The organism is Pseudomonas sp. HY7a-MNA-CIBAN-0227 (genome assembly GCF_040310325.1).
Classification (GTDB): Bacteria; Pseudomonadota; Gammaproteobacteria; order Pseudomonadales; family Pseudomonadaceae; genus Aquipseudomonas.
This window is the reverse complement of sequence record NZ_JBEOPT010000006.1, coordinates 139,267-151,779: the sequence shown is the minus strand read 5'-3', so window position 1 is coordinate 151,779 and position 12,513 is coordinate 139,267. Positions and strand designations below refer to the sequence as shown.

Annotated in this window: 8 protein-coding genes; 7 read left to right on the top strand and 1 reads right to left on the bottom strand. The window is 61.1% G+C overall.

The genetic code is table 11. The annotated features are described in order from the left end of the window. Nucleotides 1-19 precede the first annotated feature (19 nt). Complete coding sequence (gene sctC, locus AAEZ06_RS12580; protein ID WP_350614513.1) at nucleotides 20-1,525, bottom strand: type III secretion system outer membrane ring subunit SctC; 1,506 nt, start codon at nucleotides 1,523-1,525, stop codon at nucleotides 20-22. 318 nt (nucleotides 1,526-1,843) lie between these two features. Between sctC and AAEZ06_RS12575 the strand changes: the two genes are divergently transcribed. From AAEZ06_RS12575 to AAEZ06_RS12545, 7 genes are all read left to right on the top strand, one after another. Then, nucleotides 1,844-3,070, top strand: coding sequence for a CmpA/NrtA family ABC transporter substrate-binding protein (locus AAEZ06_RS12575; RefSeq protein WP_149412023.1), 1,227 nt, complete (start codon nucleotides 1,844-1,846; stop codon nucleotides 3,068-3,070). A gap of 15 nt (nucleotides 3,071-3,085) precedes the next feature. Beyond that, entirely contained in the window at nucleotides 3,086-3,661 is a 576-nt protein-coding gene (locus AAEZ06_RS12570; RefSeq protein ID WP_149412024.1) for an ANTAR domain-containing response regulator, read from the top strand. 224 nt (nucleotides 3,662-3,885) lie between these two features. Next, the gene (locus AAEZ06_RS12565; protein ID WP_133101671.1) at nucleotides 3,886-5,097 is read left to right on the top strand and encodes a nitrate/nitrite transporter; all 1,212 of its coding nucleotides are present in this window, start codon (nucleotides 3,886-3,888) and stop codon (nucleotides 5,095-5,097) included. Continuing rightward, nucleotides 5,097-6,767 (top strand): bifunctional protein-serine/threonine kinase/phosphatase, encoded by a 1,671-nt coding sequence (locus AAEZ06_RS12560; RefSeq protein ID WP_350614510.1) that lies wholly within the window; start codon nucleotides 5,097-5,099, stop codon nucleotides 6,765-6,767. The genes AAEZ06_RS12565 and AAEZ06_RS12560 overlap by 1 nt, the downstream gene beginning before the upstream one ends. A 252-nt stretch (nucleotides 6,768-7,019) precedes the next feature. Next, complete coding sequence (gene nirB, locus AAEZ06_RS12555; protein WP_149412026.1) at nucleotides 7,020-9,473, top strand: nitrite reductase large subunit NirB; 2,454 nt, start codon at nucleotides 7,020-7,022, stop codon at nucleotides 9,471-9,473. After that, complete coding sequence (gene nirD, locus AAEZ06_RS12550; protein ID WP_350614508.1) at nucleotides 9,470-9,787, top strand: nitrite reductase small subunit NirD; 318 nt, start codon at nucleotides 9,470-9,472, stop codon at nucleotides 9,785-9,787. The genes nirB and nirD overlap by 4 nt, the downstream gene beginning before the upstream one ends. Next, nucleotides 9,787-12,504 (top strand): nitrate reductase, encoded by a 2,718-nt coding sequence (locus AAEZ06_RS12545; protein ID WP_149412028.1) that lies wholly within the window; start codon nucleotides 9,787-9,789, stop codon nucleotides 12,502-12,504. The genes nirD and AAEZ06_RS12545 overlap by 1 nt, the downstream gene beginning before the upstream one ends. Nucleotides 12,505-12,513: the final 9 nt, after the last annotated feature.

Here is a 12,513-nt window from a genome sequence, read left to right as displayed (position 1 = left end):
GTGAAAAAAGCGCCTGATTTCATTGCTCGAACGAGCGAGTGAAGGTGCCTTGTACGTGCTCGTATTGAGCAGCCGTCAGCGGCGGCGGACTCCCCTGCCCGGTCGCGGTCTTAAGTTCGTCACCCACGGCCTGGGCCTGGATCAAAAACAGACGCACACTGTTGGTCATTGGCCCGTCGTAGCGACCGAACATGGCACTACGCTTTGCAGCCTCGCCATCACGCCGAAAACTGCCCAGCAACAGGCGCTTGCCCTGGGCCACACGGACGACGGTATTGATGCCTACACGCCCAACCGCCGCCGATGCCCCATCGCGACCACCAACCTTTCCTATCTGGCGGCCATCCTCAATGGTGAGCAGCATCTCGATTTCGTTCGCCTCGGCGAAGCGCGGCAGGACGCTGACCTGTGTGCCATGGTTGATCGGCTGCCACTCATCGCTGTCCTCAGCAGATCGGGGCAGATAAAGGGTCTGGTTGTCATGGAAAACCGCCGGCACATTCTCCTGGGTCAGAATCACCGGCAACGCCACCACCCTTGCTCGCCGACGACGCTCCAGTGCCTGAACCCGTGCCATGAAAGCGCGGTCCTCAACGGGCGCCAGCACGCGACTCACTTGCCGCTGCGTGTCCGGCCCCTTGCCATCGCCGTCCGGGGCCATGCCCATTTGCTCGAATTCATGTCGATCCACGTCCACCAGCCATAGCGACACCTCAACCGAACGCTTGGGCACGTCCAGCTCCGCCACCAGACTCTCTAAAAAGCGCACTTGCGCAGGCATCCCCTTGATCAGCAGGCTGTTGGTGTCCGGGTAAGCCATCACTGAAATGTTTTTGTCGGCCAGCAACCCTGACTGCAGCGAACGACCTGGGGCGACATTCTTCTGCTCGGTAGCCAGCAGTTTTCCGATCATCGTGGCCATTCCCGGCACGGTGATCTGTTCACTTCCCATGTCGTACTGACGATCGGCGACATGGGTATTAAGCACCTGAACCACGCCGATTTTCTGAGGCCCCATGCGCAACTCGGCACGCTGCCTGTCCATCAACTGGGCCAGGCGCAGCACCTGATCGACGTAGTTGGGTGGCCCGGAAACATAAAACATCCGTGCGCCCCCCTCGCGAAGGGGATAACGCGCCTCGCTGAGACCCGTCCGCCGCATGAACGCACGCAACATGTCGACCGAGATGTGCCGCAGGCTGACCACCGCGCTTTTTGCCTCGCTGACGTCGTAGAGATAGAGCACCTGACCGTCGCTGTACCAGATCAACCCTTGCTGCAGGGCAACTTCCTCAAGGGTGCGTTGCACAGGATCGAAATCGTACTGCCCGGAGATTCGTTTGCCAGACGCCGTCTTGCTGACAACGATGGGTTGGCCCAATGGCACTGACAACTCGGTAAAAAAAGCCTGCAGGCTTTCATCATGCGCCTGATAAACCTCGCCCAAGGCAGGCGCACTGCCCAGCATCAGCAGGCAGCAGAGCAACCACCGTCGCGAGTCTAGGCATACGGTCAGGCGGTACATCAGGGAAGCCGACCCGAGAGCCGGCTGTAGATCTTTGCTGCAAAGTGATCGAGGTACACGCGGGGGTTCCTGAGCGGCCTGGCATTAGGGAGCGGCCATAGTGAAAGGCCTCCGACCTGCAATCTTGATGGGAAGTTGATCAAGCCCCCCCGAACATGCGCCGTGGCATGTGCCTTGCTTTGCGTAAGTCATCGCAGCCCGCACCAACGACGGAGCGGGCTCAAGGACAAAGGCGTCGTTACCCGTGAGCTGCTTGCACAAGCGGCCCGCAGGAACGGCGCTTTTTTTGAGAAAGAAGGTCATGAAAGGTAGATGTTGATGAATGATTCGGTCGGCAACAGCCAGAAGAGCGATCCACTGGCCTGGGTCAACGGCAGCGATGCTCCGGAAAAGAGCAGCCTCAACCTGGGCTTCATGGCCTTGAGCGATTGCGCCTCGGTAGTAGTTGCCGCAACCCAGGGCTTCGCCCAGCCTTATGGACTGACGCTGAACCTCAAGCGCCAGTCATCCTGGGCCAACCTGCGGGACAAACTGGTCAGCGGCGAACTGGACGCGGCCCACAGCCTGTATGGACTGATCTATGCCGTGCACCTGGGCATCGGCGGTGTGGCGCCCACCGACATGGCCGTGTTGATGGGGCTGAACCAGAACGGCCAGAGCATCAACCTGTCTCACGGTTTGCAACAACAAGGGGTGACCAGTCCTGAGGCACTGGATCGCCACGTGCACCAAAGCCGAACAAAACTCACCTTCGCCCAGACCTTTCCCACAGGTACACACGCCATGTGGCTGTATTACTGGCTCGCCAGCCAAGGCATTCATCCGCTGCAGGACGTCAATAGTGTGGTGGTACCGCCGCCGCAAATGGTCGCGCACCTGCAAGCCGGACGGATTGACGGTTTTTGCGTGGGCGAGCCCTGGTGCGCCAGTGCGGTAAAACAGAACCAGGGCTTTACCCTGGCCACCACCCAGGCGATCTGGCCGGATCATCCGGAAAAAGTCCTCGGCTGCACCAAGGCCTTCGTCGAGCAATACCCCAATACTGCCCGCGTATTGGTGATGGCTATTCTGGAGGCCAGTCGTTTTATCGAACAAAGCCCTGAAAACCGCCGCTCTACCGCACACTTGCTAAGTGCCCGTGAATATCTGGACGCACCGCTCGATTGCATCGAACCGCGCTTGCTGGGTAACTACGACGACGGTCTGGGCAACCATTGGCAGGATGCCCACGCCCTGCGCTTTCACGCAGGCGGCGAGGTCAACCTGCCCTATCTGTCCGATGGCATGTGGTTCATGACCCAATTTCGTCGCTGGGGCTTATTGCGCGAAGACCCTGATTACCTGGTTATCGCCCGTCAGGTACAGCAGTTGGCGCTCTATCGTGAAGCCGCCACGGCGGCGGGTATTACGGCCGGGGATAAAGAAATGCGCAGCAGCCAGCTGATCGACGGCAAGGTCTGGGATGGCTCGGACCCGGCCGGCTATGCCCGCAGCTTCCGCCTGCATGCCATGGTCGACAACACCGTCCAGCTTGCTCGACGCTAACAGGAGCCAGACCTTATGCTGCGTATCCTGCTGATCAACGACACCCCGCGCAAAGTCGGACGCCTCAAGGCGGCGCTGACTGAAGCCGGTTTTGAAGTCATCGACGAGTCCGGCCTGACCATCGACCTGCCAGCACGGGTCGAAACGGTGCGCCCGGATGTGATTCTGATCGATACCGAGTCACCGGGCCGAGATGTGATGGAGCAAGTGGTGCTGGTCAGCCGCGACCAGCCGCGCCCCATCGTGATGTTTACCGACGAGCACGACCCAGACGTTATGCGTCAGGCGATCAAGTCCGGGGTCAGCGCCTATATCGTCGAAGGCATCCAGGCCCAGCGCCTGCAACCGATCCTCGACGTGGCGATGGCTCGCTTCGAGAGCGACCAGGCCTTGCGCGCGCAGTTGCAGGCCCGTGACCAGCAACTGGCGGAACGCAAACGCATCGAACTGGCCAAGGGCCTGTTGATGAAAATGAAGGACTGCAATGAGGAAGAGGCCTACACCCTAATGCGCCGCCAGGCCATGAGCCGGCAGCAGAAGCTGATTCAAGTGGCGGAGCAGATTATTGCCATGAGTGAGTTGTTGGGCTGACCTCACACCAACATTGGCTCAGCTCTTGCTATGTAATCACCACAGGTAACCAACGGCGGTTGCCCCCTCTACGACAAAGACGTCGCCCACCCGGTTTGCCCACGCGAACCCCGGTGGCGGCGTTTTTTCGTTTTGGCCCCATAGCCCGGGGCCGGTGGGGCGACTCTAACCAGCTGCTCCATCACAAGGCCTTCTTACAAGCCCCCTTACCGCTGAGGTGCGTGATGAAATCAAGCTTCTGGAAATCCGGTCACACCCCGACCTTGTTTGCCGCGTTCCTGTATTTCGACCTGAGCTTCATGGTCTGGTACCTGCTGGGCCCGTTGGCGGTGCAGATCGCCACCGACCTGCAACTGACCACTCAGCAGCGCGGCCTGGTGGTGGCGACGCCGATCCTGGCCGGCGCCATATTGCGATTCCTGATGGGCATGCTGGCAGACAAGCTCTCGCCCAAGACCGCCGGCCTGATCGGCCAGGTAATTGTCATCTGCGCGCTGTTCGTCGCCTGGAAACTGGGCATTCACAGCTATGAACAAGCCCTGCTGCTGGGACTGTTCCTGGGCATGGCCGGCGCCTCTTTCGCCGTCGCCCTGCCCCTGGCCTCCCAGTGGTACCCCGCCGAACATCAGGGCAAGGCCTTGGGCATTGCCGGTGCGGGCAACTCGGGCACAGTGTTTGCCGCCTTGCTGGCACCGGTGCTGGCGGCTGCGTTTGGCTGGAGCAATGTATTTGGCTTCGCGTTGATCCCGCTGATCCTGACACTGATTGTCTTCGCCTGGCTGGCCCGCAACGCGCCTGATCGACCGAAAGCCAAATCCATGGCCGACTATTTCAAGGCGCTGGGCGACCGCGACAGCTGGTGGTTCATGTTCTTCTATAGCGTGACCTTCGGCGGCTTTATCGGCCTGGCCAGCGCCCTGCCCGGCTACTTCAACGACCAATACGGCTTGAGCCCGGTGACCGCTGGCTATTACACCGCCGCCTGCGTGTTTGGCGGCAGCCTGATGCGTCCCTTGGGAGGCGCGTTGGCGGATCGTTTCGGCGGGATTCGCACCCTGCTCGGCATGTACGGCGTGGCGGCGATCTGCATCGCGGCGGTGGGCTTCAACCTGCCGAGTTCCTACGCAGCCCTCGCTCTGTTCGTCTGTACCATGCTTGGCCTCGGCGCTGGCAACGGCGCGGTGTTCCAACTGGTGCCCCAGCGCTTTCGTCGTGAGATCGGCGTGATGACCGGCCTGATCGGCATGGCCGGCGGCATCGGCGGCTTTGCCCTGGCGGCAGGCATGGGTGCAATCAAACAAAGCACCGGCAGCTATCAGCTTGCGCTTTGGCTGTTCGCCAGCCTGGGTGTGTTGGCCTGGTTCGGCCTGTATGGCGTCAAGCGTCGCTGGAGAACCACCTGGGGTTCGGCAGCGGTCACCGCTGCGCGAGTCTGATGAGCCTGCAACTGAGTTTCGCCCAGGCCAGCGCCATCGGCCCACGGTCGGAAAACCAGGACGCCCTGCGCCTGGTTACCCCGGCTCCTGAACTGGCCGCCAGCAAAGGCTATTTGTGCGCCATTGCCGACGGCGTCAGCCAGTGCGCCGACGGCGGCCTGGCCGCGCGCTCGACCTTGCAGGCCCTGGCCCTGGATTATTACGCCACGCCGCAAACCTGGGGCGTGGCCCAGTCCCTGGACCGCCTGCTGCTGGCGCAAAACCGCTGGTTGCAGGCCAACGGTGGCGGCCTGCCACTGCTGACCACTCTCAGCGCCCTGGTATTTCGCGGACAGCGTTTTACCCTGGCCCATGTCGGCGACTGTCGGGTCTACCGCTGGCTCGATGATCAATTGCTGCGCATCAGCGAAGAGCACGTATGGGAGCAACCGGGCATGCAGCATGTGCTCAAGCGCGCCCTTGGCCTGGATCAACACTTGGTGGTGGATTTCCTTGATGCAGAACTGCGCGAGGGCGAATGCTTCCTGCTGCTCAGCGATGGCGTCTGGGCCTCCCTGGGAGATCACGCCATCAGCGCAATCCTGCGGGAACAAACGGACCTGGGCCTGGCCGTGAATACCCTGGTCAACTCAGCTCATCTGGCCGGCAGCCAGGACAATGCCAGTGCGATGCTGGTGCGTATCGACCAACTCGGCGCCGCCACCCTCGGCGACGCTCTGGTGCAGTTGCAGCAGTGGCCATTGCCCCCGGCGTTGAAACCGGGGCAACACTTCGAAGGCTGGCAGGTGGAAGCAGTGCTGGGGCAGAGCCGGCAGTCCCTGCTCTATAGGGTGCGTGATGCCCAGCAACAGGCTTGGCTGCTGAAGACCTTGCCGGTCAGCCATGATGATGACCTGCAAGCTGCGCAAGCCTTGCTGGCGGAGGAATGGTTTCTGCGCCGGGTGGCCGGGCGGGCGTTTCCTGAAGTGCATTCAGCCAGCGGGCGTCGGCATTTGTACTACGTGATGCGTGAATACGCAGGCCAAACCCTCGCCGAACTGTTCAAGCAGCACGGCCCGCTGCCACTGGCGCAATGGCAGTCCCTGGCCGAGCGCCTGCTGCGGGCCGTCGGCCAGTTGCACCGAAGGCAGATCTTGCATCGCGACATCAAGCCGGAAAATCTGCTGCTGGGAGAGGACGGCGAACTGCGCGTGCTGGATTTTGGCCTGGCCTACTGTCCCGGACTTTCCGAGGATCGCGCACACCTGTTGCCGGGCACACCGAGTTTCATCGCCCCCGAGGCCTTCAACGGCGACCGTCCTACCCCACAACAGGACTTGTACAGCATTGGCGTGACCTTGTATTACCTGCTCACTGGGCATTATCCCTACGGTGAAATCGAAGCCTTTCAACGGCCAAAATTCACCACACCTGTCAGCGCCAGTCGTTATCGACCGGACCTGCCCGAGTGGCTGCAACAAAGCCTGGAACAAGCCGTAGCAGCGCAACCCGAACAACGCTACGAAACCGCCGAAGAGTGGTTGCTGGTGCTGGAGCAGGCCGACCGTCGTGAGTTGAGCATCCGACCCAAACCGCTGCTGGAGCGAGAGCCGCTGAAGGTCTGGCGGACGCTGGCGCTGGTGTCGTTGTTGATCAATATGGTGCTGCTGTACTGGCTGTTGCACCACTAACGGGCGGCTCGCCTTGAATGGGTGCAGGCCAACATCGATAAAAAACGTCGCAAGCCAATAAATACGTGCTTCACGCCACTTGGCACAACCACTGCATTACCTTCCTCAACAACATACATACAGCCCAGCCTTCAACGACGAAGGCTGCGCTTCCCGAGAGAACGGGACCAGGACAAAGGCGTCCTCGCTAGCTAACTAGCGAGGACGCTTTTTTTTGTTTGCGCGTGATTTGTCGAGCCTGCGGAGAACGACATGAAGAAACTCAAACTGGTGATGATCGGCAACGGCATGGCCGGGGTTCGCACCCTTGAAGAATTGCTCAAGCTGAGCAGCGAGCTGTACGACATCACCGTCTTTGGCGCCGAGCCCCACACCAACTACAACCGTATCCTGCTGTCGCCGGTGCTGGCCGGAGAGCAGACCTTCGAGGAGATCGTGCTCAACGACCTGAGCTGGTACCTGGACAACAACATCAAGCTGTTGCTCAACCGCAAAGTGGTGCAGATCGACCGGGTCAAACGCAAAGTCATCGCCGAGGACGGCAGCGAAGCCGAGTACGACCGCCTGCTGATCGCCACCGGTTCGACGCCTTTTATCCTGCCAATCCCAGGCAACACCCTGCAGGGTGTGATCGGCTACCGCGACATCGCCGACACCCAAGTGATGATCAACACCGCCAAGACCCACAAGCACGCGGTGGTGATCGGCGGCGGCCTGCTGGGTCTGGAAGCGGCCAACGGCTTGATGCTGCGGGGCATGCACGTCACGGTGGTGCATATCGGCGAATGGCTGCTGGAACGGCAACTGGACAAGACCAGCGGCCAACTGCTGCAAACCGAACTGGAAAGCCGTGGCCTGGTGTTCCGTCTGTGCGAACAAACCACAGCCCTACACGACGCAGGCAACGGTCGGGTCGGCTCGGTGCAGTTCAAGAATGGCGACGTGATCCCCGCCGACCTGGTGGTGATGGCCGCTGGCATCCGTCCCAATACCGAACTCGCGGAAAAATCCGGCATCCCCTGCAACCGCGGGATTCTGGTCAACGACACCCTGCAAACCTACGACCCGCGCATCTACGCCATCGGCGAGTGCGCCAGCCATCGCGGGATTGCCTATGGCCTGGTGGCGCCGCTGTTCGAACAAGCCAAGGTCTGCGCCAACCATCTCGCACAGCTGGGCTTTGCTCGCTATCAGGGCTCGGTGACCTCGACCAAACTGAAAGTCACCGGTATCGACCTGTTTTCCGCCGGGGACTTCATGGGCGGCGAAGGCACGGAAACCATCACCCTTTCCGACCCCATTGGCGGCGTCTACAAGAAGCTGGTGATCAAGGACGACATCCTCGTTGGCGCTTGCCTGTACGGCGACACCGCAGACGGCGGCTGGTATTTCCGGCAGATCCGTGAGAACCACGCCATTGGCGAGATTCGCGACCACCTGATGTTTGGCGAAAATGCCATCGGTGATGTAGGCCACCAAGGCCAGGACAAGGCCATGAGCATGGCCGACAACGCCGAAGTCTGCGGTTGTAACGGCGTGTGCAAGGGCACCATCGTCAAGGCCATTCAGGAACACGGGCTGTTCAGCGTCGATGACGTCAAAAAGCACACCAAGGCCGCCAGCTCCTGCGGTTCCTGTGCAGGATTGGTGGAACAGATCCTGATCAACACCGTGGGCGGTGCGGCCGACGTCAAACCGAAAAGCGAAAAAGCCATCTGCGGCTGCAGCGACCACAACCACGGGCAGATCCGCCAGGCCATCCGCGACCAGTACCTGCTGACCATCGCTGGCACCATGAGCTACCTGAACTGGCGCACCCCCAACGGCTGCGCAACTTGCCGCCCGGCGCTGAACTACTACCTGATCTCCACCTGGCCAGGCGAAGCCAAGGACGACCCGCAATCCAGGCTGATCAACGAACGGGCCCACGCCAACATTCAGAAAGACGGCACCTACTCAGTAGTCCCGAGGATGTGGGGCGGTGTGACCAATCCCTCTGAACTGCGCCGTATCGCCGATGTGGCCGACAAGTACAACGTGCCGATGGTCAAGGTCACCGGCGGGCAGCGCATCGATTTGCTGGGCATCAAGAAGCAGGACTTGCCGGGGGTCTGGAAAGACCTCGATATGCCGTCCGGGCACGCCTACGGAAAATCCATCCGCACCGTGAAGACCTGCGTCGGCAGTGAGTTCTGCCGCTTCGGCACACAAAATTCGACGCAACTGGGCATCGAGCTGGAACATGACCTATTCAACATGTGGTCGCCCCACAAGGTCAAGCTGGCGGTCTCCGGCTGCCCGCGCAACTGCTCGGAAGCGGGGATCAAGGATGTGGGAATCATCGGTGTCGATTCCGGTTGGGAGATGTACATCGGCGGCAACGGCGGGATCAAGACAGAAGTCGCCGAGTTCTTCGTCAAGCTGAAAACTGCCGAAGAAGTGCGCGAATACAACGGCGCGTTCCTGCAGCTGTACCGCGAAGAGGCCTTCTACCTGGAGCGCACCGTGCACTACCTGCAACGAGTCGGCATGGAGCACATAAAGAAAGCCGTACTGGAAGACCCGGCACGGCGCCAGGCCCTTAACGAACGCCTGCAGTTCTCCCTGTCGTTCGAACAGGACCCATGGAAAGAGCGTCTGGAACAGCCGTTGCTGAAAAAGGAATTCGACACCATCTCCGTCAAACAGCTGGAGGTACTGGCATGAACTGGCTGGATATCTGCGCCCTCGAAGAAATCAACGCCCTCGGCTCGCGCATCATCAAAGGACCGAAAGGCGAGATCGCGATTTTTCGTACCAGTGACGACGAAGTCTTCGCCCTTGACGACCGCTGCCCGCACAAGGGCGGCCCGCTGTCCCAGGGTTTGATCTACGGCAAACGCGTGGCCTGCCCGCTGCACAACTGGCAGATCGACCTGGCGTCCGGTGAAGCTCAGGTCCCGGACATCGGCTGCGCCCACCATCATCACGCCCGGGTCGAAAACGGCCGGGTGATGCTGGCCCTGCGGGACGCCGGTTGATGAACCGCCAGACCACCGCCTCGACCTGCTGTTATTGCGGAGTCGGCTGCGGCGTGCTGATCGAGCATGATGGCGAGCGTATTCTCGGGGTCAGTGGCGATCCGACGCACCCGGCCAACTTCGGAAAACTGTGCAGCAAGGGCGCCAGCCTACACCTGACCGGCGACCTGGCGGCGCGCGCGTTGTACCCGGAACTGCGCCTGGGCAAAGGCCTGGCCCGCGGCCGCACCGACTGGGACACCGCCCTGGAACATGCGGCCAACGTGTTTGCCGAGACCATTGCCGAGCACGGGCCCGACAGCGTGGCGTTCTACATTTCCGGGCAATTGCTGACCGAGGACTACTACAGCTTCAACAAACTGGCCCGGGCGCTGGTAGGCACCAACAATATCGACAGTAACTCCAGGCTGTGCATGTCGTCGGCGGTGGTAGGTTACAAACGCAGCCTGGGGGCCGATGCGCCGCCGTGCAGCTACGAAGACCTGGAGTCCAGCGATTGCGTACTGATCGTGGGCAGTAACATGGCCTACGCCCATCCGGTGTTGTTCCGACGGCTGGAGGAAGCCAAAGCCCGTCGTCCAGACATGAAAGTGGTGGTCATCGACCCCCGGCGCACCGACACCTGTGACCTGGCAGATCTGCACCTGGCGATCCTGCCCGGTACCGATGTCGCCCTGTTCCATGGAGTTTTGCACCTGCTGCTGTGGGAAGAGTGGGTCGATCGCGACTTTATTCAGGCCCATACCGACGGCTTGGCAGAGTTGAAACGGCTAGTGCATGACTACACGCCGCAAATGGTCACGCAACTGTGCGGGATCAGCGTCGAGCAATTGCGCCAATGCGCCGAATGGGTCGGCACCTCATCCAGCTTTTTGTCGTTGTGGTGCATGGGGCTCAACCAGTCCATCGCCGGCAGCGCAAAGAACAGCGCCCTGATCAATCTGCACCTGGCCACTGGCACGATCGGCCGTCCAGGCTGTGGGCCGTTTTCCCTGACCGGCCAGCCCAATGCCATGGGTGGAAGGGAAACCGGCAGCCTGTCGAACTTGCTGCCGGGGCATCGCGAAGCAACCAATCCTGAACACCGAGCGCAAGTGGCCGCCTACTGGGGCGTGGAGCAACTGCCCGCCAGCACCGGTTTGACCGCCATCGAACTGTTCGAACAAGTGCAGGCCGGTAAGATCAAAGCCTTGTGGATCGCCTGCACCAACCCCGCACAATCCCTACCAGACCAGAACGCCGTGCGCCAGGCACTGGCCGCGTGCCCGTTCGTGGTCTTGCAGGAAGCCTTCCGCACCACGGAAACCGCACCTTTCGCCGACCTGTTATTGCCAGCCGCCAGTTGGGGGGAGAAAGAGGGCACGGTGACCAACTCCGAGCGGCGTATTTCCCACGTGCGCCAAGCCATTGTCCCTCCGGGCGAGGCACGACCCGACTGGGCAATTACCGTGGATTTTGCTCAGCGTCTGGAACGACGTTTGCGTCCAGGCTTGCCAAGCCTGTTTTCCTTTGAACAACCGGCGCAGATATTTGATGAATACAAGGTGCTGACCCACGGCCGCGACCTGGATTTGTCAGGCATCAGCCATGCCCTCCTCGACCAGATCGGGCCCCAGCAATGGCCGTTCCCGGCCAATGCGCAAACGGGCACACCACGGCTGTACACCGATGGCGTATTCCCGACCGAAAGTGGTCGGGCGCATTTTGTCGCCGATCCCTACCGCGCCGCCAAGGAGCAGCGCGACGCACGCTTTCCCCTGACCCTGATCACCGGCCGCCTGCGGGATCAATGGCATGGCATGAGCCGCACCGGCACCGCCGCGCAGTTGTTCGGCCATGCCAGCGAAGCCTTGCTGAGCCTGCACCCCGATGAGTTGCGCCGGCATCGACTCCAGGAAGGTGACCTGATCAACCTGAAGAGCCGTCGCGGCAGCGTGATTATGGCCGTGACCAGTGATGACAGTGTGCGTCCCGGCCAGGCATTCCTGCCGATGCACTGGGGCGATCGTTTTCTCAAGGGCGGTGTCAACACCCTGACCCAACCGGCGTTCGATCCCTTGTCGAAACAACCGGAACTCAAACACAGCGGGGTACGCCTGGAAGCCGTGCAATTGCCTTGGCAGCTGTTCGCGCTGATTGAGGGTGACGTCCAGCAACACTTTGAAGCCTTGCGCCCGCTGTGCGAAGACTTTGCCTACGTCAGCCTGAGCCTGACCGGTCGCGAACGTCCGGCCCTGCTGATCCGGGCAGCCCATAGCGAGGCGCCAGACCTGCAGTTGCTCAAACGTATCGATCAACTGCTGGGCCTCAATGACGGCCCGGTCATGGCCTATGACGACCCACGGCGCTCCATCGGCAAGCGAGTGAAAATCGAGAAGGGCCGGATTACCGTAATTCGCCTGGCCGGCGAAACCCTCGCCCGACACTGGTTGCAAAGCCTGTGGCTGGAAGGCCGGGCCGATGAGCAACTGCGTCGCTGGCTGCTGGCGCCATTGAGCGCGCCACCGGGCAATGCCACAGGAAGCTCTACCGCCAATAAAATTTTGTGCAACTGCAAAAACGTCAGTGAAAACGCCGTGTGCACCGGCATCGCCCGGGGCCTTGACCTGAATGGTCTGAAACAGGAATTGGGCTGCGGCACGCAATGCGGCTCCTGTGTGCCGGAAATCAAACGACTATTGGCCAGCAACAAGCAGCCAATCGCAATCAGTGTCTGAGGGCAATAA